Here is a 24,093-nt window from a genome sequence, read left to right as displayed (position 1 = left end):
TTTGTTTAATCCTAAAGGTAAAAAGTAATCCTTGTTTAGGTAGTTTTTTGTCGAAAATTCAATTTAAGTATAAAAGGGCTAGTTTTTAATTTGTAAGGTAATGTGTGTCATTTTTTTGTATTTAACCTGATTGAAAAGTAATAAAAAGTTAACTTTGACTTTTTAAATAAAAAGCTGAATGCCAAAATTAATTCGAATTACTACAGTACCTCTTTCCCTCAAACTTTTATTGGCAGGACAAATGAAATTCATGAAAGATGCTGGATGGGAAGTCTTGATGGTGAGCGCTGATGGGAGGGAGATTGGAGAAGTAACACGGAGGGAAGGGTGTGCACATCATGTCATACCTTTTACTAGAAAAATAACCCCATTTCATGATCTTTACTGTCTTTGGCTTTTGTTTTTACTTTTCAGAAAGGAAAAGCCTGACATTGTTCATTCGCATACGCCCAAGGCTGGTTTACTGGCCATGATAGCAGCGAAATTGGCTGGGGTAAAAATCAAAATACATACAGTGGCAGGCATGCCTTATATGGTAGCGGACAAGGGTAAGAAAAAGCTTTTGATCGCGATGGAAAAGCTTACTTTCAGGTGGGCTGATGAAGTTTGGCCAAACTCTTATTCCTTGAAGGAATTCATGCAAAAAGAAGGGCTTTTGGATGATTCCAAAGTAAAAGTTATAGGGAATGGTTCTTCTAATGGGGTTGATTTGGAGAGATTCAATAGGAATGCATTGGCTGAAAATCATCTGATAGCCGCTACCATTAGAATTACACCTTCAGAAAATGATTTTTTAATTTTGGCGGTAGGACGATTAGTTCGTGACAAAGGAGTAGAAGAACTTGTGGAGGCATTCTTAAAATCCAAAGTTTCAAAATACGGGAAGCTTGTTTTGTTAGGTTCATTTGAGCAAAAGCTCAATCCGATCAAAGATGATATCATTCGCAAAATTCAGGATCATCCTAGAATTGTTCAAGTGGAATGGACAGATCACGTTGCGCACTATTTTGCATTGGCAGATGTATTGGTTCATGCCTCTCATAGGGAAGGATTCCCTAATGTGATTTTAGAGGCGGGAGCTATGCAAGTTCCTGTAATTTGTTCTGATATTATCGGTAATATAGACCTGATTACCAATAGAGAGACAGGATTGGTTTATCCAGTCAAAAATGTGGAAATATTAAAAGACGCATTGGAGTTTGCCTTTGTCAAAAGGGACTATATGCAGCAACTCGCTGATAATTTGTACCATAAGGTCAAAGAAAAGTTTGGAAGAGAAAATATGCATCATTTGATATTGGAAAATTATTCAAGGCTATTGGAAGTAAATAGTAAAAATGAAAACCTTTAAGCTTAATTATTGAAAATACTTGCGTTTATTTGTTTTAGTGTGTTAAGTAGGGAAATTTCTATAACATGAAATATTTGATTACCGGCACAGCCGGATTTATTGGTTTCCACCTTGCTAATTTACTTTTAGAAAGAGGTGATACAGTAATTGGAATTGACAACATCAACGATTATTACGATGTGAACCTGAAATTTGCTCGGTTAAAGGAGAGTGGGATTTCCAGAGAGGAAATCAGACTCCACGAATCTGTGAGGTCAAGCAAATTTGAGAAATACTCCTTTGTCAAAATGGACTTGGCAGATAAGGAAGCTTTGATGTCGTTGTTTGAAAAAGAAAAGTTTGATATTGTAGTCAATCTTGCAGCCCAAGCTGGGGTTAGATATTCATTAGTTAATCCAGGGGCGTATATCCAAACCAATATCACTGGTTTTGTAAATATTTTGGAGGCCTGTAGGGCTTTTCCTGTCAAACATTTGGTGTATGCATCTTCAAGCTCAGTTTATGGAGCCAATACCCAAATGCCTTTTTCTACTTCTGATAATGTAGATCATCCATTGAGTCTGTATGCCGCCTCTAAGAAGTCAAATGAGTTGATGGCGCATACCTACAGTCACTTGTTTAACATACCTACTACAGGGCTGAGGTTTTTTACAGTATATGGTCCTTGGGGAAGACCAGATATGGCTTTGTTTCTGTTTATAGATGCCATTACCAAAGGAGAATCCATTCAGGTGTTTAATCATGGCAAAATGAAGCGTGATTTTACTTATGTAGGAGATATAGTGGAGGGTATAAAAAGGGTGGCAGACAAAATACCTGCAGGGGATCCAGACTGGAATGGAGATGATCCAGATCCGGGAAGTTCATATGCACCATACAAGGTATACAACATTGGGAATTCTAGTCCGGTAGAACTAATGGATTATATTGGTGCCTTGGAAAAGGCTTTGGGTAAAGAAGCCAAAAAGGACATGTTACCCCTACAACCAGGGGATGTTCCAGCTACTTTTGCTGATGTCAGTGACCTGATCAGGGATACGGGTTATAAGCCGGATACTCCAGTAGCTGAGGGAGTTGCAAAATTTGTAGAATGGTACAATTCATTTTATAAAAAATAAACCTTTCGTATTTTTAAAGGATATCAAATAACCATCTGAGTTTATGAAAAAAAATATATTAATCACAGGAGGAGCTGGATTTATAGGTAGCCATGTGGTGGCACTTTTTGTGAAAAAATACCCTGAATACCAAATTATCAACCTGGATTCACTTACCTACGCAGGCAATCTGGAAAATCTGAAAGAAATTGAAGGTGCTTCAAATTATGCTTTTGAAAAAGTAGATATTTTGGATGAGAGCGGGTTGAAAAGGGTGTTTGAGGCACATCAGGTAACGGATGTGATTCATTTGGCGGCAGAATCGCATGTTGATAGATCCATTACTGACCCTTTGGCTTTTGTCCGCACAAATGTCATAGGAACAGTTAACCTCCTAAATGCAGCCAAGACATACTGGAAGGAGTATGACAATCATCTTTTTTATCATATATCCACCGATGAAGTTTATGGCTCACTCGATGATGGTGGTTTCTTCTTGGAGACTACCCCTTATGACCCACAATCTCCTTATTCTGCGTCTAAAGCTTCCTCAGATCATTTTGTAAGGGCATATAACAATACCTACAAGCTGAAAACTGTGATTTCCAATTGTAGCAATAATTATGGTCCCAATCAATTTCCTGAAAAATTGATCCCTCTTTGTATCAATAACATCAAAAACAACAAGCCTCTGCCTGTTTATGGGAAAGGAGAAAACATCAGAGATTGGCTCTATGTAGTAGACCATGCAAGGGCTATTGATGTGGTGTTTCATTCAGGTAAAAATGGAGAAACCTATAATATCGGAGGATTCAATGAATGGAAAAATATCGATATCGTCTATTTGCTTTGCAAGATAATGGACAAGAAATTGAATAGGGAAGTCGGTACATCAGAAAAGCTCATCACTTTTGTCAAAGACAGGGCTGGCCATGACCTTAGGTATGCTATTGATGCAGGTAAAATCCAAAAAGAATTGGGCTGGGAGCCAAGCTTGCAATTTGAAGAAGGGATAGAAAAAACGATTGATTGGTACCTTGCCAATGAAACTTGGTTGACTAATGTGACCTCAGGTAATTACCAGAAATATTATGAGAAGCATTACGAAGAATAGTAATCCTGATTCTTTATACAAGGTGAAAAGCCCATGATTTTTTATAAAATCATGGGCTTTAATTTTTTTTAAATAGGTTCTAATTTGGGTTTAGTCTACCCTTACACCTTGCCAAGATGCTGGGTCTTTTCTCCATCCAACAAGAGAGGCTAGCGTTTCGTCATCTATATAATCATTTGCTAAGGCTTGAGGTAACATAGAAGAATAATCACTCAAGCAAATCAGTTTCACATTTGCTTCTGCAAAATTTTTCTTGGCAACATCAAAACCGTAAGTGAAAATACTCACCATTCCCAATACCTCAAATCCGGCAGCTTTCAGGTCTTCTACAGCTTTGAGTGAGCTGCCTCCGGTCGAAACCAAATCCTCCACAACCACTACTTTTTGGCCTGGAGTGATTTTTCCTTCAATCATATTTTCCATTCCATGACCTTTAGGTTTTGACCTTACGTACAAGAATGGAAGCTCCATTTGGTCAGCAATCAAAGCCCCCTGAGGTATTCCTGCGGTAGCTACCCCAGCTATCGATTCAGCTTGAGGGAAATTTTGTTCAATGGCTTTCACTAGACTTTTTCTGATAAATGTCCGCACCTCTGGAAAAGAGAGTGATAACCTGTTGTCACAATATATTGGTGATTTCCATCCTGATGCCCAAGTAAAAGGTTTTTCAGGTTGAAGTCTAATAGCTTTCACTTCCAGTAGCAAAGAGGCAACTTCAGCGGCAGTCTTTTTGTCGAATATTTCCATATCTCAAAATTAAAAGATAAAATAGAAGTGTCGGTTGTACAGGCTGAAAATTTTATGCAATTTTGATTTTTACAGAAAGGGTCACAGCCCTTAAAAATACCCACTATGAAGATTTTTATCAACGATAAGCCATTGGATATTCTTACTCCTGATCAACTTTCAAAAGAAAAGACTTTTGAATGTATCTATGATCACCCTGTGGAATTGCCAGGTACCTCAGATTTTCATGATGATGTGTTGATTATAGAACCATCTCAAGACGTGATTATCAAATTACTTTATGTTTTGAGGACACGGAAACTCAAGGATCTAGATTCTGTGACTGTTGTCGCTGAAGATAAAAACGGGGTAAAGGATTTCATAAAAAGTCGCTTTTCAGTAATCAAGGCTGCGGGTGGTGTGGTTACCAAAGGGAAAAATATTCTGTTTATCCACCGTCTTGGAAAATGGGATCTGCCCAAGGGTAAATTTGACAAAGGGGAAACACCTTCTCAATGCGCAGTGCGTGAGGTGGAAGAAGAGTGCAATATTCAGGTGAAATTAGGTCCTGAAATCTGCAAGACTTGGCATACCTATACTCATAACCGTAAAAGTATCCTTAAGAAAACGTATTGGTATGTAATGGAAAATGTAGATGATTCGGAAATGAGTCCCCAAAAAGAAGAGGGAATTGAAGACCTCAGGTGGCTGAATCATCATGAAGCAAAAACAGCTTTGGTGAACTCTTACCCTTCTATGAGGTACTTGTATAAGAGATTTCTCAGGATGGCGCCTAAGGTCTATACCTTATAAGGAAGGTAATCGCTTACATCAGCACCAAATTTGTGAACTTCTCTGATCACTGTAGAGCTTACAGCTGCAAAATGAGGTGAGGTTATCAAAAATACTGTTTCCAATTCTGGATTAAGCTTCCGGTTCATTTGGCTGATGGTATTTTCGTATTCAAAATCAGTCGTATTTCTCAATCCTCTGATCAAAAAATTGGCCTTATGTTTTTTTGCCAAATTAGAGGTAAGTTCATTGTACACAACAACTTTAACCCGAGGTTCGTGTTGATATAGCGTTTTTATTTTTTCAACCATATCGTCAATTTCAAAGTACCTGGTTTTCTTGGCTACATTATAACCAATACCAATAATCAGTTCATCAAAGATATTGAGACCTCTCAGTACGATATCGTGATGTCCTTTGGTGAATGGATCGAATGACCCAGGGAAAATGGCTACTTTTTTCATGGATGATTTTAGATAAATTCCCAACGTGATTCAAAAGCAGGGCTTTGAAGAATTTTATCAGGACCCTCATGGTAATGGATATTGGATTGGGGAATCGAAATCTTAAAGTTTTTGAAATAATTTTCTCCCCAGACTTTGTCGATTTCCATAGATTCAGCATCACCAAAGAAATTGATTCTACAGAGTTTTCTGTTGAAATTCAGCTGTTGAATTACACCAAAGATATATTTCAAAATATCTTCTTTGTCAAACGCATCGAACCTATTGAAGACCATCAATTCCTGATTTGAAAAAGCAGCCAGGTAAAAGTGACTGTCAAAATAATAAATCAGGATTTCTTGGTTGAGTAAGTTTGGCTTTTCATTGAGGCAGTAAGAAAGGAAAGAAACAGCTCCATGATAAAACTGCACTGAGCCCTTGCCTTGTACGAGTTTGTTATAAGAATCTGTCGAAATCCCCCCGACTAAGTGTATTGCATTACTTTGGAGAGCGGATTCATATGTAGATACATTGGTATTGTCTCCAGCAAATGCTATGTAGGTATTCAGGAAGGCTGTATTGAACAGCGCTCCAGGTACCAAGCTGAAAGTTGAATTATGCACAAATACCTTGGTAGGCAGGTCTAATTGGTAAAGGTCATCATTTTGTAACAGGTCGGTTAATTCTTCCAAATCAGAAAATGTCTGTACGTTTACAGCCAGCACTTTTCCGTTTTGATCCTTTGCTGTCAAAAAAGAATAATGATCATATAAGAAAAGCGATAAACTTGACACCGAATTGATGTCAAATTTATCGCATAAGAATTTTTCCTGAGTATAGATTGCTGAGCTAGCCAAAATTACTCCCAGTTACCTGAAGTAGAAGAATCTGTTCTTGATCCCACTCTAAGGGCTTTTTCGTTGTTGTTTTCTCTTCTTTTTGGATTGATAGGTGCAGGATCTCTGATTTCAAATACAGGGATTTCTCTACCACTTCTTTCAATTTTATCCGTGAAAAATTCAAACTCAGTGCCACCTGATCCTGGGATTACATGAAGATTTTCAAGGTTAAAGTTAGGATGTCTTCTTTCATTGAAAAGAGAATCCATTACACCAACTGAACCTAAGGTGTCAAATGTAACAGTGGTTTCTTCTTTGCCATATTCAAGAAGCTTGGTCGTTTCTTTACGTTGAACAAGCCAAATTTCGCCACCTTGAATGAAGTTTTTAAGATCATTCCAATTGTCAGCGTATTCTCCATTGGTTGCATTATAGGCTACCTGAGCATCCCTCAACATTTGAAGTTTTTCAATAATTCTGGATTCGATGGCAGCAATTTTCTTTTCTTCTTGCATGACATCGTCCACGCTTTTGTAAAGCATGAAGCCCAAACCAAGAGCGCCTAGAAGGAATACTACGGATAATATTTTGCTTAGTGTCATTTTTGAGATGATTTAATCTTTTATAAAGGTTGATGGTTTTTAATCAAGTTGCTATTTTATGGATTTATTTTCAAAATTAAAATATCCATTCCACTTTCGCACATCATTCAATGATTTTATTCGGTCAAAAATAGGATGTTTTTCATCTTTTTGGATCAAATGAAGGTTTTCGATTGTAAGATATTTAATTTCTGTGATCAATTGGTTGTCCTTGTCAAGTTCAGGATCTGTACCGAGCTGCAATGCCCCCCCCGTTCGCTCTACTAGGAAAAACAATTCTATTGCGTGTAAAGGTGTTTCTAAATATTCGTGGGCACAAACAAATTTACATATGCGGATATCGAGTCCTGTTTCCTCTTTAAATTCTCGTTTTAAATTTTCTTCTACAGAACTCCCATATTTCATTCCACCTCCAGGGACATTCCAGAAATCTCTGGTCGGACTCATTTTATGTTTTATCATGAGGATTGCGTTTTCCTCTATCAGAATTCCGTTTACCCTTGTCCTGAGTCTTCCGCCAAATTTATCGGTCAATTCTTTTTCCAGTGTAGTCATTAAAAGCTAGCTTCGTCATTGCATGACAGGTAAAGATAATCAGGGCACAATCAAGCCATCAATTTTATTAAGAAAAAATTTTCAGTTTGAACCGACTAGGGGTCAAAATGATTTTTTTGTTCATATGGATAAGTTTCTGCCTGAAACCGATCCGTCAGGTGATACCTTTATATTAAGAGGATATGCCGGTACTGGTAAGACTTCCTTGGTTTCTGCTTTGGTAAAGGTATTGCCAAGATTAAAGCTAAAATCAATGTTGCTTGCTCCGACGGGGAGAGCGGCTAAGGTGATGGGGAATTATAGTAACAAGGCTGCATTTACTATTCATAAGATAATATATAAGCCAAAAGACCAAACTGGAGACATGGGGTCAGGTTTTGAAGTTGTAAAAAACTATTATCAAAACACAGTATTTATTGTGGATGAGGCTTCAATGCTGGCCGACGAACAAATGGGTGGAAGGAGTTTGCTCAGAGATTTGATTGAATATGTGTTTCAAATCAGTAGCAATAGGTTGATACTTGTGGGTGATACCGCACAGCTTCCCCCTGTGGGCAGTAGCTTAAGTCCTGGCCTTGACAGGGACTACCTAACCAGGCATTTCAGGCTTAAGGTGTCCATGATTGAATTAACCGAAGTGATGCGTCAGCAATTAGAATCAGGGATTTTGTACAATGCTACCTATTTGCGAGATCAAGTGATTGCTAAGGATCCTGTAATATTTTTTCAGACAAAAGGTTTCAAAGATTTCTTTAAAATGACAGGGGAGAGGTTGGAAGATGGGTTGAGGTATGCCTATGATAAATATGGGATTGAGAACACAGCCATAGTTACCAGGTCAAATAAGTCAGCGGTACAGTATAACCAATACATCAGGAGGACAATCCATTTTTATGATGACGAAATCAGTGCGGGAGACTTGCTTATGATAGTCAAAAACAACTACACCTATATGGCAGAGTCAGAGAAGGTGAATTTTCTTGCAAATGGTGATTTTGCAGAGGTTACTAAAATCAGGTCTTTTGAAGAAATGTATGGCTTAAGATTTGCAACACTTGAATTGAGGTTGATAGATTATCCTGATGAGCCTTATTTTGAGGCTAAGGTGATCATGGATACCTTATATAGTCCTAACCCCTCACTCACTGTTACAGAGTATAGGGAGCTATATAGGCAGGTGTCAGAAGACTATATGGATGTTGTTAATAAAAGTGAAAGAATGGAACTGATAAAAAAAGATCCTTATCTTTCCGCATTGCAGGTTAAGTTTGCTTATGCACTTACTTGCCATAAGTCGCAAGGTGGACAATGGGACGCTGTATTCGTAGATCAAGGGTACCTTACTGACGAGCAGGTCAATCATGAGTACATCAGGTGGCTATACACTGCGGTGACACGCGCAAAGAAAGAATTATTTATGGTGAACTTTAATCCAAAGTTTTACCTTTACAGTTCAGAAAGAGAATCCAATTAAAATAAATAATAAGACCATGAAAAAGTTGTTTTTGTTAGTAGTGTTTGCTTTTGCCGTAATAGCAGTTCAGGCGCAAAGTGACAACAAGGGAGCTGTTATTGACTTCAAAGAAAAATCCATTGACTTTGGTGACATCTCTCAGGGAGATAAAGTAGAACATACTTTTGTTTTTACCAATTCAGGTGAAACTCCGTTGGTGATTTCCAATGTTGCCGTTTCCTGTGGATGTACTGCACCAGCTTGGCCAAAAGAACCAGTTGCTCCAGGTGCTACGGGTGAACTTAAAGTAGTCTTCAATTCTGCGGGGAAAATGGGTAAACAAAATTCAGTGGTGAGGATATATTCAAATGCCTCTGAACCTATTGAGAAAGTATCATTAATCTCAAATGTATTGCCAAGAGGCAAGTGATTGGGATGATAAAATAAAACCAAAAAGGGATGGTGTATGGCACACTATCCCTTTTTTATTTTCCTTACGGAATAGACCTTCGGCTAAAGGTTAAAAAGTGTATTTAGTGGAATTTCATTTCTGACTTAATCACTTGTTCGATTTTTTTGGCCCAGTCTGTATACACCAATCCACTCGGGTGTAATTTGTCCTCGACTACCATTTCCGGCCTGGCTCCAATTTCACGGTAATCTTCCGTGATATCGATATAGTGAGCCCCTAGAGTTAATGTGATTTCTTTTTTTGCCTGATTGTATCTGTCAATCTCTGTCTTTACTTTTTCCTGATCCACTTTTCTTGCCTCAGCAAATGGCGTTATTCCCCAATCAGGTATGGAAAGCACCACAACCTTATTTGGATCACCTTTCGCAAAACCTATAGCCTGATGCAATTGAGCACGGAACTCTGTGCGGTAATTCTCCACATCTCTGCCTCTGTACTGATTATTCACACCAACAAGAAGTGTGACTAGATCATAAGTGTTTTTAGATATCTCAGCTTCCTCAATACCTTTTGCCAATTCATCCGTGGTCCATCCTGTGACTGCGATTATGCGAGGTTTTTCGAACGTCAAACCTTGGGTATTCAATAAATCAATCAGCTGATTTGGATATCTTTCATCTTCAGACACGCCTTCTCCGATGGTATATGAGTCACCGAGAGCAAGGTAATTTAAGGTCTTTTTGTTTTTAGTTGGAGTTGGTTTTTGTGACATACAACCGACAAATAAAAGGAATGAGAAAAGAGAAAGAAGGGTGATTTTTTTCATTTTACGCGATTAAGCTTGGAAGATAGCATGGAGCATTTTGAAGGTTCCCGCCTCAGCATCCATTTCCACCTCGGCTCCTACAGGTATGATAAATTGTTTTGGCACATGGCCAATCATGGCTCCTTTATAGGCGGGGATGTTCAAAGGAAGAATGTAGTCGTCCAGTATGTCATCAAGTGTCAAGGAGCCATACCCACCACCTGGAGTACAATTGGTGCATTGACCGAATATAAAACCTTTGATTTTGGATAAAGTACCATTCAGTAGAAGTGTACTCATCATACGGTCAATTTTATAAGGGTCCTCGCTGATGTCTTCAATAAAGAGAATGCTGTCAGCGAAATCCGGTAGGTAAGGAGTACCCGACAGTGCAGTAAGTACTGTAAGGTTTCCACCTAATATTTTCCCTTTTGCTAAGCCTGGCCGAATCGTTTGAATCCGGTTTTGTTTGACGATTAACTCGTCTCCTTTGGCGTGCTCATTTTCAAAAGTCACCATTCCTTGATTAAAAAACACCTGCTGGAATTGATTGACGTTGAAACTGTTCCAACTTCCTGAGCCGTTTGGTCCGTGAAAGGTGATCAAACCTGTCTTTGCATGAATTGCGTTGTGCAGAGCGGTGATATCAGAATACCCCAACAATGGTTTGGGATTCTTTTTTATTATCTCATAATTGATTAAGGGTAGAATTCTTGCAGCTCCTGAACCTCCTCTGATACAGATTATAGCTTTGATATGCTTGTTTTCAAACATATAATTGAGATCTGAAGCCCTTTCTTCATCTGTGCCTGCAAGATGGCCTCTGCGTTTTTTGAGGTTTTCTCCGAGTTCGACTTCAAGCCCAAGTGCTTCTAAGGCCTCTTTGGCAAACTCAAATTCGATTCTCTCTCCAGTGGCTGCTGATGGACTTACCAATCCTACCTTATCACCCGGGTTGATTGGGAATGGAAGTATAAGGTTATCATTGACTGGCAAAGCTGGTAAAAATGAAGTCAGAGGCAATGCTCCTATACCCAATCCCAATGATTTTATAAAAGTCCTTTTATTCATAGTTACTTTTCGTCTTTATCCAAAAATAGCGCAATAATTCACAAATAGCTTGGGAGCTTTCATAATTTGTTTCTCTTCAGATGACACATAAATCAGTAATTTGCTTTGATATAAAGCAATACTTTTTCCATTTCTCTTCGTATTTCAGATGCTTTGTTGAGGTAATTGTTGTTCAAAAAAGCAAAAGCATGGTGTCTTCCACTATCTGTCTTGATGATTCCAACTAAGGCATGATTGTTACTTATGGTGCCTGTTTTGGCAAATATATAAGGTCTTGGTGCTTTATAGTTGTTTTTCAAAGTGCCGTTTATTCCACCTTGAGGCAGAAGCTGCAACAATTGATCGCGAGGCATTGCCTTGTCGATTTTTTCCATTAAGGTGATCATGCTCCTTGGAGTGACGAGATTGTGTCTTGAAAGACCGGAACCATCCACCCACTTCGGATCATCGGGAAGGTCTCGAAGGTAAGTTTTTTTGACATAATCAATTGCCCTTTCTGAATTCAATTCTCCAAATAATTGGTCAGAGACCATCAAGAGTATTTGTTCAGCAATGAAATTGTCACTTTCCTGCATCATTTCTTTCCAAAGTGGCTTTATGTCACCTCCATTGAAGATTTTGGCTGTTGAGGGAAGTTCTAAGTCGACCAGTTCGACCGGTTTTTTTAACACATCCCGAAGAAGCTGTGCGGTGAGTTCTGCTGAGGTCACAAAAGGTAACATCGGGCCAGGATTGGTGTAAGTCCTAGGGTTGTAGTAAAAGGTATTGCTATGGAAATCCCTCCGAACTGTTGGACTGTTTATTTCGAAAGTTTTGACACTATTGGCAAAGGCTGGAATAGTAGCTTGAGGAGTGCGGTTGACATTTCTGAACATGACAATATTGCCATACATGGGGAAAGGAGAGCGTTCGGCAGAGTAGGCATAGTAATAGTCATCCCATTGCCAGCCATAGCCGAAGGCTTCATCTTTCCAATTGGAAGAAGAAAAATTGACTTTCTTGTACTTGGAAAGGAAATCTTCAATTTTCGGTTGGGGAAGTATATTGTACTTCCATGATGGATCTCCAGAGCCCCAGATTGTAATTTCATCTCCTTTTTCTACATATCTAAATGTGTTGGTCCTATCCCTCAAAACCATCAAAGAAGCATAAAAAGTAAACAGTTTGGTAGTGGAAGCCGGGATGAAGTTCATATGGCTGTTTTTTTCGAAATGCACCCATCCTGAATCCAACTCATAGAGTATAAATCCGGTAAGGTGATTGTCAAAAAAGGTGTTTGGTCCCACCAATGCATTGAGACCTTCATACCGTTCACGGACATCTATCTCTTGTGCTGATGCAGCAAGAAGTGAAACTGAAAATATCAGTACACCAAAACTTATTTTTTTGATCATGAATTTACTTTTTGGGCTGTTTGGCGGAGATCATCATCATCACCCATCCTGCGATAAAGGCTACGCCGCCTATTGGGGTAATCGCTCCCAGCCATGAAACGCCTGTAAGCGATAATGTGTATAAGGTTCCGGAAAAAATAATTATTCCAATAGCAAACAGCCAGAATGCAGCGGACAGTTTCTTATTGCTTGGATAGAGTTCCAATAAAAATGCGCAGGCTAAAAGGGCCAAGGTGTGGTAAAAGTGATACTTAACAGCAGTTTCGAATGTGTCACTTGTTCCCTTGCTTTCCAATATAGGTTCTAATCCATGGGCTCCAAAGGCACCAATTCCAACGGCCAAGGCTCCAAACAATGCGGCAATTTGTATGTATTTAGCTTTATTCATGTTAATTATAATCTCTTTCCCCAAAGATAGCCGTTCCGATTCTTACCATTGTACTGTCTTGTTTTTGGGCCAGAAGGTAATCTCCAGTCATCCCCATGGAAAGCTCCTGAAGGTCAAAGTTTTCGGGGAGATCCATTTGCTGGAGTTTGTTTTTCAGGTTTTTTAAGCCCTCAAATTCTTTTTCTACCTGTTCCTCATTTTCTGTAAAAGTGGCCATACCCATCAAGCCGATTACTTTGACATTTTGAAGTTCATGAATAGTTTTACCTTCCAATAGTTCGAACAACTCTTTTTCATCAAATCCAAATTTACTTTCCTCCTCAGCAATATGCACCTGAAGTAGACAATTGATGGTTCTGCTTACTTTGGCGGCCTGTTTGTTTATTTCTTTTAATAACTTAAGTGAATCCACTCCATGAACGAGATAGATGAACTCGGCCATGTACTTTACCTTATTTCTTTGGAGGTGACCTATCATGTGCCACCTTATATCCTTGGGTAGTTTTTCAGCTTTTTCGACTAATTCCTGAACTTTATTTTCTCCAAAGTCTCTCACACCGAGATCATAGGCTTCTTGAATTGATTCCGAAGGGTGGGTTTTGGAAACAGCAATCAATTTGCAATTGGGATTGATGAACGTATTTTTTATCTTATGAAGGTTTTCTTTAATACTCATTCTTTTAATTTTGGTCTGTAACAGGTACATCTAAAGTAAGCAAAGATATGGCGATATTGGGTACATTGCTAAAAAAAGGCATCAGATTAAGGGTGTCTTTGGAGCAAGAATACAGCTCACCTGCAGAATTGCAGAAGCAGGAGTTGAAAAAATTGATGATTAAATCTGCCAATACGGCATTTGGGAAAAAATTTGAGTTCAAATTGATTTTGAAGGAGTTCAAAAAGGCTAACAAGGATTTTTACAGGGCTTTTTCCAGCATGGTCCCTATTTATGATTATGAAAAAATCTATCAGGAATGGTGGTACAGGTTAAAAAACGGTGAAAAGAATATCACTTGGCCAGGGGCTATCCGGTACTTTGCGCTTACTTCAGGGACTTCCGGTGCTTCTTCCAAGTATATACCCATTTCAACGGATATGGTGAAGGCTATCAGAAAAACAGGTGTGAGGCAGATTTTGTCTTTGTCCAAATATGACTTGCCTGATGAATTGTTTACCAAAGGTATAATAATGCTTGGGGGCAGTACTGATTTGGATTTTAATGGGACTTTTTTCTCTGGTGATCTCAGTGGCATCACCACAGGAAGGTTACCTATTTGGTTTCAGCGTTTTTACAAACCAGGGAAACAAATTTCAAGGAATAAAAACTGGGGAGAAAAACTAGATCAGATTGTGGAAATGGCGCCAAAATGGGATATAGGTATCATTGTGGGGGTTCCGGCATGGTTGCAGATTCTTTTGGAAAAAATCATAGAAAGGTATCAGTTGAAAACCATTCACGATATTTGGCCGAATTTAAAAATATTTGTTCACGGTGGAGTTTCATTCGAACCCTACAAAAAGGGTTTTGAAAAGTTATTAAGCCAGCCATTGATCTACATGGAGACATACCTTGCTTCCGAAGGTTTTTTGGCCTTTCAGGCACTTCCGGACAGAAGGAGCATGCGCCTTGTGCTCAATAATGGAATTTTCTATGAATTCATCCCCTTCAACGATGATAATTTTGATGAAAATGGAGAAGTGATAGAAGGAGCAAGGACCTTAAAAATAGATGAAATTGAAGAGAATGCGGATTATGCCTTGCTGATAAGTACTTGTTCGGGGGCTTGGAGATACCTGATAGGAGATGTCATAAGATTTGTATCATTGGAAGAAAGTGAAATCATCATCACTGGCAGAACTAAACATTTCCTGAGTCTCTGTGGGGAACATTTGTCTATGGACAATATGAACAAGGCGATAGAATCCGTTGCTGAGGAGTTTAACCTGAACATCAAAGAGTTTACAGTGATTGGCCTGCCACATGGAAACTTGTTCAAGCATCATTGGTTTGTAGGGACAGATGATGAGATAGATCAGGAGGTGCTGATTAAAGAGATCGATGAAAAACTCAAAACCTTGAATGATGACTATATTGTAGAACGTCAACATGCCTTGAAGGAGATAAATTGTACTGTCTTGCCAGCCAAACACTTTTATGAATGGTTGAGACTGCAAGGAAAGGAAGGCGGTCAGAATAAGTTTCCCAGAGTGCTGAAGAAAGAGAAAATGACTCAGTGGTTAGAGTATTTGAAGACTAATAATATCGAAATATGATAGAGGCCCTTCTCGAGGGGATTGGAATGGGACTGGTGCTGTCAGCGATGATTGGGCCGGTCTTTTTTGCTTTGATCACCAATAGTATCGAAAATGGTTTTAGGCATACGGTCATCCTTGCACTCGGCATCCTGTGCAGTGACTTGATTTATGTAATGATCACATATTTTGGAGTGAGCATTTTTTCCCAAAACCCCAATTTTGAAATTGTGCTAGGCTATGCAGGAGGTTTGATTCTAATGGCTTTTGGGGCAACTTCTTTTGTCAAAAAAAACAATGTAAGGCCTAACTCTGGTGGTATGCCATTACCCAAGACAGGAAAGGCGAAGGGATTTTTCAAAGGCTTTGGCATCAATGGAGTCAATCCTTTTGTGTTGCTTTTTTGGATTTCCATTGCAGGTTTAGTGAGTCTCAAAGATCATTTTGATAAGGTAGATGTGACAATTTACTATGCAGGTATTTTGGTGACGGTATTTTCGATTGATTTGTTAAAGGCTTTTGTGGCCAAACAGTTGCGCTCGTTTATTACCCCCAGATTCATGAAGCTCCTGAATAGGGTAGTGGGCATTTTATTGGTGTTGTTTGGGTTGCGTTTGATTTATTTTGCGATGGAAAGGCAAGGGTTGATGTGAAAAAAATGAAGGATTTCCCCTTCTGCTTCAGTCAGTGCTTGCCTAGGTTGGTATTTGCCTCGGTTGGTGTCTCCACTAACCGAAACCGAGACCGAGAATAACCTCAAACCTTCCAAAATTCAGTAATTATCTCCCGCAGATTACGCGGACTTTCGCAGATGGAATAAGTCTTTTTAGCCTCAGTTGATGTCTCCACTAACCGAAACCGGCGCCGAGAATAACTTTAAACCTTCCAGAACTCAGTAATTATCTCCCGCAGACTACGCAGATTTCCGCAGATGGGATAAGTCTTTTTAGCCTCGGTTGGTGTCTCCACTAACCGAAACCGAGACCGAGAATAACTTTAAACCTTCCAGAACTCAGTAATTATCTCCCGCAGACTACGCGGACTTTCGCAGATGGAATAAGTCTTTTTAGCCTCGGTTAGTGTCTCCACTAACCGAAACCGAGGCCGAGAATAACCTCAAACCTTCCAAAATTCAGTAATTATCTCCCGCAGATTACGCGGACTTTCGCAAATGGAATAAGTCTTTACACCTTGCCTTGGTTGGTGTCTCCACTAACCGAAACCGAGACCGAGAATAACTTTAAACCTTCCAGAACTCAGTAATTATCTCCCGCAGACTACGCGGACTTTCGCAGATGGAATAAGTCTTTTTAGCCTCGGTTGGTGTCTCCACTAACCGAAACCGAGGCCGAGAATAACTTCAAACCTTCCAGAACTCAGTAATGATCTCCCGCAGACTACGCGGATTTTAGCAAATGGAATAAGTCTTTACACCTTGCCTTGGTTGGTGTCTCCACTAACCGAAACCGAGGCCGAGAATAACTTCAAACCTTCCAGAACTCAGTAATTATCTCCCGTAGATTACGCGGACTTTCGCAAATGGAATAAGTCTTTACACCTTGCCTTGGTTGGTGTCTTCACTAACCGAAACCGAGATCGAGAATAACTTCAAACCTTCCAGAACTCAGTAATTATCTCTCGCAGATTACGCGGACTTTCGCAAATGGAATAAGTCTTTTTAGCCTCGGTTAGTGTCTCCACTAACCGAAACCGAGACCGAGAATAACCTCAAACCTTCCAGAACTCAGTAATTTTCTCCCGCAGATTACACGAACTTTCGCAGATGGAATAAGTCTTTACACCTTGCCTCGATTAGTGTCTCCACTAGCCGAAACCGAGACCGAGGGTGAAAATAGCTTCAAACACTCTAAAACCCTGCTTTTGTTTACCATAGATGACACAGATTTTCACAGATAGAATAAGGCTATTTATTGTTTTTAGTCCTGTCGATGGTTTCTCGGAGAGAATTGAGTGCGCAGCCCAAAGAGTATAGGCACACCAAAATGCTACGCCTGAAATACTGTTTGTCAAATTAGCATCAATCACCTTTTCGGCTTCAGAGGAGTTTCGTTCTCATTCCTGCGCTCCAGTATGAATTACTACCTGATAAGCTTTAACCTGAAACCTAAAAGTAAAGAGGTCTCTGTGCGTGAGTTCATCTTAAAAAATCATCAAATAAACATATTTATCACCATCAGAACTTAAATTAGCCCAATCTTGATAGTTCAAGTTCTTATCCCAAATCACTTTATATTTATTCAGTTCAAATAAAGAAAAAGATAGTGTGGTATGGTTGTAAAATGGCGTATGGACTAATGCTAGATAATAATTTGGATTGGAGAATTTATCTCGATAAACCCTCATCTCTGTTTTTGGCAAAGCGTTTTCTACTCCGAAGGTTCTTTCTCTAAAGGATATTTCAGTGTTTAAAGCCTTTCTATTTACTACAATTACAATTGTATCATTAACACTTTTCGAAAGACTCATAGAATAAGCTGAAAATTGAATGAGTAAGGTGAAAACTACAAGTAAAAAATAGTTAAGTTTCATTTTAGTTACAGTTTTTTTAGTCCATATCTTGCAAACTCTTTAGCTTCTTTCACTTTTTTTAAGGGAGATTTCAATGGAGGCTGAACGGTTATTTTTTCCGTATCTCTGTCAGCCCTGGTCTCTTTTAACCCCTCCCAAGCCAGTGATTTATAAAAGCTTTTCGGGATCCCATTGGGGTAAACATCTTTCATGACTTGGGCAAATGCCACATAATCTAATTTCTTGTGAATATCGGCAAGAATATCAGCCATTTCATCCAAATATCTGTCTGCCATCAGGTTATGGTGCTGATCAGCTGTTCCCATATATATATATATTGGTCAAATGTATCCCGGAATAATACATCATCAGAGGAAGGCATGGTTGTTTTGACATCTCTATAAAATTCAGCATGGAACACTTGATGAATAACCATCTATATTATTAAAAATACAGGTGCATTTAAATTATCAAATTTCTATTTAATTTATGTTTTATTTCATTCGTAAAGCAAAATTTTTTGAACCTTTTCATCACTCCCAAAAATGATTTCAATTCCAGATGAAGCTCCAAAAGGAGGTTGATAGAAATATAAGGAATCAATTTCATTAAAATATGAGATTCGTTTACTGTCCGGTTTCCCCATAATTTTTAAAACTTCATCCTTTCCCATTCCCAATTTAATTTCTTTTGAATTCTTAACATTTTTTTGTGATCGATAAATTTTTGGAACTAAGACAAGAATGCTTAGGAGAATGCATAGCGATATAAATATTAAACTTCTTTTCATTATTTACATCTTTCTGGTGATGATACAGAGTTTCTAAATTTAGGGTTGTTCAGAAATGAAATTAAATAATCTGCAATTGCATTAGGGTTATATTTAATAGCTTCTCCATAATGTTGAAAGAAAGAATAACCAAGTTCATTTGAATAAAAATCTTGATCATCATATCCTGATGGATCATTTTTAATCCATTGCACTATCTCTATGCTTTCACCCGCAGCTCTTCCTAATTTTCCAACGATTAATAAATGCCTAAGATCTATGATAATTTTAGGGTTAAGAGGGTCAGATATATACCTAATATTAGGTCCTCCTTGTTGAGAATTCATAAATGACCAGCTTCTATTTTCCCTTTGCGAAATTATTTCATTATATGTTAATCCATAATTAGAATTCCTGAATGACCATTGGTCATTTGAAGGTTCATTGTGATTATTACTTAAATCAGAACATTTCATTTTTTTCAAAATCAATGGTGCTTTTACCTTTGGCGGAGTATAAGGCTGCCCATTAGGTGTCGAAGTACCTCCACCACCTCTGTCATCACCGGAATTAAAAGGATAGGTGATGCCTGTATTGCCATTCGATCCGTGGTTATTGCCAAGAGAACCTTCGCTGCATACCATATGAACGGATGTTTCATTTTCATAAGAAATATGTGAACTACCTCCTGCAGAGACTATGGTTACTACCGTGGTGATGGATACGACATGCTTACAGGTAGTGTCGAGATTTTCCCCGTTAAGGCCGATTTTTCTGGCATTCTGATTGAAGTCATAACCTTCGGGATGCTTGGTGGCGGTAAGCTGACCGTCCTCAATGATAAATCCCACAAAATAACGCTCATCATAAGTCCAGATATCCACAGTTCCGGACCATCCCGCTCCGATTTTATTGTATGAAATTTCCTTAAAACCGGATCTTTCTATAATTAAGTTCGCAAATAGAGATCAATTTTTAGTAGAAGGCTTTCCATTCCTTTTGACTTTTTCCAAAACTCAAAGTGTTATCTCACTTTAAACGGTACTGCCATAGCCATTTTTTTCAATTATAGTCAGGAAAAATTTCTTGAATAACAAGAATACAAGCGATATCCCAAGCTTGATTAGGATCCTTTTTCATTAAGTATATATAATCTCCAATGGTATTATAGTAAGAATCAAAACTTTTAATTCTTACAATAACTATCTTTTTTTCCTTGATCGGAATACTATATTGATAGGTAAGGCCTCTCTGCGCAACCTTTTTTTGTAATTTGAAGCTTGAATTTAGTTTCCGCTTTTGCCAAGTAAAATCTGACGTATTTTCGATTGTCTCTCTGGCTTTTATAAGATCTATCTGCTTGATCAGATCACCAACGCTTTCCTTATTACAACTATATCTGAGAGTCTTACTAACAAATACTGAATCTTCTAAGTAATCTATCCAATCAGAAGAAAGATCAACTTTGTCCAATAAATTATTCTTTTCTTTTATTTCAGATTTAAAGATTTCATTAAGGATATTATGATACTGGTCAATGTCTTGGCCATTCGAAATCGAAAGAACAAAAAATATGGATATGCTTAAAATTATTTTTTTTAATTTAGTTACATTTCTTGCCTTTTGCATTACTATTGCCCTTTCTCAATTCAATCTAGGAGATGCCATCATTCCGAGTGGATTCAACTAAGTAAAATTCGCAGAATGTACTCCAGTCCCCATTTACATTTTGCTTAAAAAAGATGATTTTTTCATTCCATAGCAACTTATAATATATTACAGCGTGCTTTCCTTCTATTACAGGAGGAGATAAATAAAGTAAATTATTAGATGTAAAATCTTTTACCAATTTCACATCCTTGGAATGGATTTTATTTTTTTCAAGCAAAAAAGATCCGGAAATATTAGAAATTTTTTCCCTCATCGCAGAAAGTGTTCTGTTGTCAATATGATCTGAAATTTCTCTTTTTTCAAAACCATTTTTTTGAGAGATACAAAATCCTGGATCTTTGCTTAACCAATCTGTATTCAAATAATTTCCCCAATGATAGAGAAAGCTGGTATGCATTGATAATCTAACCGTTGAATCAGTCCCAAGGAGGGAATTTACTATTTTGTATTGGTCATTTGAAAGTTTTAATAAAGGCTTTCTTTCTCCAATTGATACATCATTGAATGATAAAAAACCAAAAAGGATTATTAAAATTAAATTTTTCATGATCAGCACGGTTTACTTTTAGCGTTTCTGTTAGTTGCTTCATATTTTTCAAAAAGATTAATTTTCCCCATCATGGTATTTACATGATTAACACAAGAACTACTAATTTAATCTTCAAAAATTATAAATAATGTGAATTTACAAATCCATTCCCAATTTCCAGATTGGTCTTTTTTTAAATAGAAAATTGATTCTTCAAATGGATCCTCGAAATAAACCAAAGCTTTGTCTTCGAAAATAAATGGTGCAGAAACTCTGGGAACGGTCCCTGAAATATCTTTTTTTATGAGTTTAATTCCACTGTTCTTCGACTTTAATTCTTCTATTTGTGAGGGAATTGTTTGATTAGAAATGTGGGATTTAAGATTTGACTGAAAATTACTAATCATGAGTTCTTTTACAATCTTTTTTCTATCATTTTCATTTTCCAAGAGACATAAATCCATTTTCTCCAATAGCCAATCTTCAGTATGGTAATATCCCCAGCTTTTATTAGTGGAAGTTTTTTGAAAAAGAATTGTTTCCCTCTTAAAGAGACTATTCAGTACATTATACTGTTCATCATTAAGTTTTCTGTCTGATTTGGACTGCCATCCTCCAAATAGCGTGATGCTTATCAAAAGACAGAAAATATTGAATTTTTTCCTAAGAGCATTTTTTACCTTTTGCTGACCAATTTCCATCGATTTCATTATTTATGTTTCTTTCAATCCGGTTCCTATCATTTGAATTCGGAAATCTTTCCTTAAAACTATCATAATATTTAATAACCCCATTTTTATCCTTGTATGAAGTCATACCTCCCCAAGCTAAATCTTTCATATAAGATAGTGGTATTTGTCCTTTGGAACCATAAGCCATATCCCAAGACCAAAGGGAATAGGCAATGGCATCAATAAATTGTGGCATAAATTCATGATGAAGTCTATTAGGATCAGTAATTCCTGATTTAAAAATATATCTGGATACTCCTGAATAAAGGTCTCCATGCGGATTTGTATATTGCTCATGTAGTAAATAGGCATGAATGCTTTCATGGATAATTGTTCTTACAATAGATAACTGGGTGGCTTTACTTAAATAATCATTTGATAATTCAATCATGATGTCAAACTTCCCAGTTGTTTCATTGAAGGATCTTGGTTTTGTTCTGCCATTTTCTTTAAAGTTTGAGTTTGTAATTATCACATTGTATTTATCTGAAGCATTTAAAAGATCTCCATTTTTGATCAAATAAGGGTATTTAGTAGTTTGTTGAAACAAACTGATAATTGCAGGATTGAGATTTCCAATCTGCGCTGGGACAGTAAAATTAAAGTTATTGTTTTTTGTGGATTGAATAAACAATCGACTGGCACAAGGATTCGTAATAGCATTGAAAATAGAGGGTAGTTTAATTACAGGCGGCGTATAAGGCTGCTCATTAGGTGCCGAAGTACCTCCTCCACCTCCACCACCAGAGTTATACTCATAAGTTGGCCAGGAATTTCCTTCAGATCCAGATGATCCTCCCGTACTGCAGATGGTTGCATAATGCTGGGTGGCAGTTACCGTGGTTTCATAATAACCCGTAGTGGTATATGTATAAGTAGTGGTGGTGGGAACCCTGAAGCAGTCCACTGTATCATTTGTCAAATAATTTTGGCCATGACTTGTTCTGGCCCCTTCAGCTGGGCCAGTATCATATTTTACAGTAGAAACCATTTGACCGTCTTTGATATTAAAGCCAATAAAGTGACGCTCATCATAAGTCCAGATATCCACTGTTCCCGACCAGCCTGCTCCGATCTTATTGTATGAAATCTCATGAAACCCTGAAACGGAATACTCATCCGCAGGATAATACCGAGCAATCACCGGATCATACCTGCCGTTTTCCCTGTTTTCGACAAACATGATATTTTGTATCACTGTTTCCTGTGGGTTGGCTTGAGGCATGTTTTCTTTGAATTCGCTAGAGAGAACCATCTCTTTATTTGCCAAATTAATTTCATAGACAATTCTTCCATCTGGCCATTCGTATATATGGAATTTGTCCCAATCGGGTTCTTTTTCAAAGAATGGTAAAATCAGCTCCTGACTTTCTGTCCTGAAGTTGATTCCGGAGTCATTTATTCTTAATTCCTTTTTTTTAACTGACATTCCAGTAAGTAATGACCAAAGGTCTTACTATATGCAAACAATCAAAGGTTTGGCCTTTAGGAAAAAGCCATTCAATTACTTCCTCTATATTATTGGTATGTTCTGTAGGTTCCTTCCAGACCTTAAGCACGGGGACATAGATTTTACAATCCTTCTCAAAGCGGATTTCTTCTTTGGAAATTCTTTCTCTTAGATCTTCCAGATAGCTTTCATTATATCTTTCCAAGTATCTTGGATGTATGTTATCTGAAAATTCAACAGAAGCTACTTTACCATCTTCTATGTGAAAAATCAAATAATAGCATTCATAATTTCTTTCCCCTTTTATTCTTTCTTGGGTTATTGAACTGAAAATCCCCAAGAATTTTGGCATTAATAAATTAGAAAAATCCACCTCCTTATTAAATAATTCTTGGGAAAGAACGACCTGAATAGAAAAGAAAGACAGCAATATAATTATAACAAATCTTTTCATTATGAATTGAATAGTTAGACAGTTACCAATTGTACAAAAGCTCGAAATGGACCAGGATTAGTTTAATTCAAACAAATGTTCTTTAGTTACTACAGGTTTAAAATTATAGAAGGAATCAATGTCCAAAATCCACTAAATCCAATTTTATATATACTTCACATAATATATCCCAATCACCATTTTCATCTTTTTCAAAAAAAATAATTTTTTCAATGAAAGAATGAACATGATGAATAATGGAAAACCTTCCTTTAATTATTGGGGCTGATATTAAATGAATATGATTATTTAAATAAAGGTCCACAAGTTGAACATTTGGATAGATTAGTTTTCCCTGTTCTAATTCATAAGCCTCTCCAAGCAAGGAAATATTATCCTTTATATATTCAAAGTCTTCAGAATCTAAATGATCCCAAAGATCAGATTTTTCAAATGGATCATTAGTTAGTCTGCAAAAACCTCCATCCATTTCAAAGTGCTCTTTGGTTAAAAAATAATCTAAATGTAAAGGAAAGCTAGTATATCTCAAAAGAGTAAATGAAGCTTCTTTAGGGAAAAGCTTATTGAGGATTTCATATTGCTCAACTGATAATTTGGGTAGTTCTTTTTCTTGTATAAATGCTGTTAATGGAAAAAGAATAATTAGAAATATAAGCTTTTTCATA

Annotated in this window: 28 protein-coding genes; 8 read left to right on the top strand and 20 right to left on the bottom strand. The window is 37.5% G+C overall.

Annotated elements, in window-relative coordinates:
* The first annotated feature begins 178 nt into the window (after positions 1–178).
* From CLW00_RS10090 to rfbB, 3 genes are all read left to right on the top strand, one after another.
* Positions 179–1,351, top strand: coding sequence for a glycosyltransferase family 4 protein (locus CLW00_RS10090; protein WP_106133562.1), 1,173 nt, complete (start codon positions 179–181; stop codon positions 1,349–1,351).
* Positions 1,352–1,416: 65 nt separating this feature from the next.
* The gene (locus CLW00_RS10085) at positions 1,417–2,469 is read left to right on the top strand and encodes an NAD-dependent epimerase (RefSeq protein ID WP_106133561.1); all 1,053 of its coding nucleotides are present in this window, start codon (positions 1,417–1,419) and stop codon (positions 2,467–2,469) included.
* A gap of 43 nt (positions 2,470–2,512) precedes the next feature.
* Entirely contained in the window at positions 2,513–3,562 is a 1,050-nt protein-coding gene (gene rfbB / locus CLW00_RS10080) for a dTDP-glucose 4,6-dehydratase (protein WP_106133560.1), read from the top strand.
* Between the two features lie 90 nt (positions 3,563–3,652).
* Here the strand turns inward: rfbB and pyrE are convergent, their stop codons facing one another.
* On the bottom strand, positions 3,653–4,309 hold the full coding sequence (gene pyrE / locus CLW00_RS10075; RefSeq protein WP_106133559.1) for an orotate phosphoribosyltransferase: 657 nt from the start codon (positions 4,307–4,309) through the stop codon (positions 3,653–3,655).
* Between the two features lie 105 nt (positions 4,310–4,414).
* Between pyrE and CLW00_RS10070 the strand changes: the two genes are divergently transcribed.
* Positions 4,415–5,101, top strand: coding sequence for an NUDIX hydrolase (locus CLW00_RS10070; protein ID WP_106133558.1), 687 nt, complete (start codon positions 4,415–4,417; stop codon positions 5,099–5,101).
* Here CLW00_RS10070 and coaD read toward each other — a convergent pair.
* The 4 genes from coaD to CLW00_RS10050 are packed head-to-tail and all read right to left on the bottom strand — an operon-like array spanning position 5,089 to position 7,519.
* On the bottom strand, positions 5,089–5,544 hold the full coding sequence (gene coaD, locus CLW00_RS10065; RefSeq protein ID WP_106133557.1) for a pantetheine-phosphate adenylyltransferase: 456 nt from the start codon (positions 5,542–5,544) through the stop codon (positions 5,089–5,091). The two genes, CLW00_RS10070 and coaD, sit on opposite strands and share 13 nt — an antisense overlap.
* Before the next feature lie 8 nt (positions 5,545–5,552).
* On the bottom strand, positions 5,553–6,380 hold the full coding sequence (locus CLW00_RS10060) for a DUF3822 family protein (protein ID WP_170073203.1): 828 nt from the start codon (positions 6,378–6,380) through the stop codon (positions 5,553–5,555).
* 2 nt (positions 6,381–6,382) lie between these two features.
* Positions 6,383–6,964 carry a hypothetical protein gene (locus CLW00_RS10055; protein WP_106133555.1) on the bottom strand — a complete coding sequence of 194 codons (582 nt, stop codon included), beginning with the start codon at positions 6,962–6,964 and terminating at the stop codon, positions 6,383–6,385.
* A 51-nt stretch (positions 6,965–7,015) separates the two neighbouring features.
* Positions 7,016–7,519, bottom strand: coding sequence for an NUDIX domain-containing protein (locus CLW00_RS10050; protein WP_106133554.1), 504 nt, complete (start codon positions 7,517–7,519; stop codon positions 7,016–7,018).
* Positions 7,520–7,541: 22 nt separating this feature from the next.
* Here CLW00_RS10050 and CLW00_RS10045 point away from each other — a divergent pair, with 22 nt between their 5' ends.
* Positions 7,542–8,993, top strand: a complete 1,452-nt coding sequence (locus CLW00_RS10045; protein WP_106133553.1) for an ATP-dependent DNA helicase — start codon at positions 7,542–7,544, stop codon at positions 8,991–8,993.
* 16 nt (positions 8,994–9,009) lie between these two features.
* Positions 9,010–9,402, top strand: coding sequence for a DUF1573 domain-containing protein (locus CLW00_RS10040; RefSeq protein ID WP_106133552.1), 393 nt, complete (start codon positions 9,010–9,012; stop codon positions 9,400–9,402).
* 103 nt (positions 9,403–9,505) lie between these two features.
* On the opposite strand, the gene CLW00_RS10035 is transcribed toward CLW00_RS10040, so the two are convergent.
* From CLW00_RS10035 to CLW00_RS10015, 5 genes are all read right to left on the bottom strand, one after another.
* Positions 9,506–10,210 carry an SGNH/GDSL hydrolase family protein gene (locus CLW00_RS10035; protein WP_106133551.1) on the bottom strand — a complete coding sequence of 235 codons (705 nt, stop codon included), beginning with the start codon at positions 10,208–10,210 and terminating at the stop codon, positions 9,506–9,508.
* A 9-nt stretch (positions 10,211–10,219) separates the two neighbouring features.
* Positions 10,220–11,260, bottom strand: coding sequence for a S66 peptidase family protein (locus CLW00_RS10030; RefSeq protein ID WP_106133550.1), 1,041 nt, complete (start codon positions 11,258–11,260; stop codon positions 10,220–10,222).
* 92 nt (positions 11,261–11,352) lie between these two features.
* The gene (locus tag CLW00_RS10025; RefSeq protein ID WP_106133549.1) at positions 11,353–12,654 is read right to left on the bottom strand and encodes a D-alanyl-D-alanine carboxypeptidase/D-alanyl-D-alanine-endopeptidase; all 1,302 of its coding nucleotides are present in this window, start codon (positions 12,652–12,654) and stop codon (positions 11,353–11,355) included.
* 4 nt (positions 12,655–12,658) lie between these two features.
* The gene (locus CLW00_RS10020; protein ID WP_106133548.1) at positions 12,659–13,042 is read right to left on the bottom strand and encodes a DUF423 domain-containing protein; all 384 of its coding nucleotides are present in this window, start codon (positions 13,040–13,042) and stop codon (positions 12,659–12,661) included.
* A 1-nt stretch (position 13,043) separates the two neighbouring features.
* Complete coding sequence (locus CLW00_RS10015; protein WP_106133678.1) at positions 13,044–13,718, bottom strand: YggS family pyridoxal phosphate-dependent enzyme; 675 nt, start codon at positions 13,716–13,718, stop codon at positions 13,044–13,046.
* A gap of 47 nt (positions 13,719–13,765) precedes the next feature.
* Here CLW00_RS10015 and CLW00_RS10010 point away from each other — a divergent pair, with 47 nt between their 5' ends.
* Complete coding sequence (locus CLW00_RS10010; RefSeq protein WP_106133547.1) at positions 13,766–15,316, top strand: GH3 family acyl-acid amido synthetase; 1,551 nt, start codon at positions 13,766–13,768, stop codon at positions 15,314–15,316.
* Entirely contained in the window at positions 15,313–15,948 is a 636-nt protein-coding gene (locus CLW00_RS10005) for a LysE family translocator (RefSeq protein ID WP_106133546.1), read from the top strand. The genes CLW00_RS10010 and CLW00_RS10005 overlap by 4 nt, the downstream gene beginning before the upstream one ends.
* Positions 15,949–17,455: 1,507 nt before the next feature.
* On the opposite strand, the gene CLW00_RS10000 is transcribed toward CLW00_RS10005, so the two are convergent.
* The 10 genes from CLW00_RS10000 to CLW00_RS09955 form a co-directional block, all read right to left on the bottom strand.
* A complete protein-coding gene (locus CLW00_RS10000) occupies positions 17,456–17,845 on the bottom strand; it encodes a hypothetical protein (protein WP_106133545.1) in 390 nt (129 codons plus the stop codon).
* Positions 17,846–17,850: 5 nt separating this feature from the next.
* On the bottom strand, positions 17,851–18,150 hold the full coding sequence (locus tag CLW00_RS09995) for a hypothetical protein (RefSeq protein WP_106133544.1): 300 nt from the start codon (positions 18,148–18,150) through the stop codon (positions 17,851–17,853).
* Positions 18,151–18,323: 173 nt separating this feature from the next.
* Positions 18,324–18,614: a hypothetical protein gene (locus tag CLW00_RS09990; protein ID WP_106133543.1), complete on the bottom strand. Its 291-nt coding sequence runs from the start codon at positions 18,612–18,614 to the stop codon at positions 18,324–18,326.
* Positions 18,614–19,477: a hypothetical protein gene (locus tag CLW00_RS09985; protein ID WP_106133542.1), complete on the bottom strand. Its 864-nt coding sequence runs from the start codon at positions 19,475–19,477 to the stop codon at positions 18,614–18,616. The genes CLW00_RS09990 and CLW00_RS09985 overlap by 1 nt, the downstream gene beginning before the upstream one ends.
* Positions 19,478–19,655: 178 nt before the next feature.
* Positions 19,656–20,222, bottom strand: coding sequence for a hypothetical protein (locus tag CLW00_RS09980; protein WP_106133541.1), 567 nt, complete (start codon positions 20,220–20,222; stop codon positions 19,656–19,658).
* Positions 20,223–20,247: 25 nt separating this feature from the next.
* Positions 20,248–20,811, bottom strand: coding sequence for a hypothetical protein (locus CLW00_RS09975; RefSeq protein WP_146131405.1), 564 nt, complete (start codon positions 20,809–20,811; stop codon positions 20,248–20,250).
* 107 nt (positions 20,812–20,918) lie between these two features.
* Positions 20,919–21,242: a hypothetical protein gene (locus CLW00_RS21255; protein ID WP_170073202.1), complete on the bottom strand. Its 324-nt coding sequence runs from the start codon at positions 21,240–21,242 to the stop codon at positions 20,919–20,921.
* Between the two features lie 214 nt (positions 21,243–21,456).
* Positions 21,457–22,953 carry a SprT-like domain-containing protein gene (locus CLW00_RS09965; protein WP_106133538.1) on the bottom strand — a complete coding sequence of 499 codons (1,497 nt, stop codon included), beginning with the start codon at positions 22,951–22,953 and terminating at the stop codon, positions 21,457–21,459.
* A complete protein-coding gene (locus CLW00_RS09960) occupies positions 22,943–23,326 on the bottom strand; it encodes a hypothetical protein (RefSeq protein WP_211300183.1) in 384 nt (127 codons plus the stop codon). The genes CLW00_RS09965 and CLW00_RS09960 overlap by 11 nt, the downstream gene beginning before the upstream one ends.
* A gap of 217 nt (positions 23,327–23,543) precedes the next feature.
* Positions 23,544–24,092 carry a hypothetical protein gene (locus tag CLW00_RS09955; RefSeq protein ID WP_146131403.1) on the bottom strand — a complete coding sequence of 183 codons (549 nt, stop codon included), beginning with the start codon at positions 24,090–24,092 and terminating at the stop codon, positions 23,544–23,546.
* Position 24,093: the final 1 nt, after the last annotated feature.

It is taken from the genome of Mongoliibacter ruber (genome assembly GCF_003003005.1).
Classification (GTDB): Bacteria; Bacteroidota; Bacteroidia; order Cytophagales; family Cyclobacteriaceae; genus Mongoliibacter; species Mongoliibacter ruber.
The sequence above is the reverse complement of the archived record's forward strand: the minus strand, read 5'-3'. Positions and strand labels throughout refer to the sequence as shown.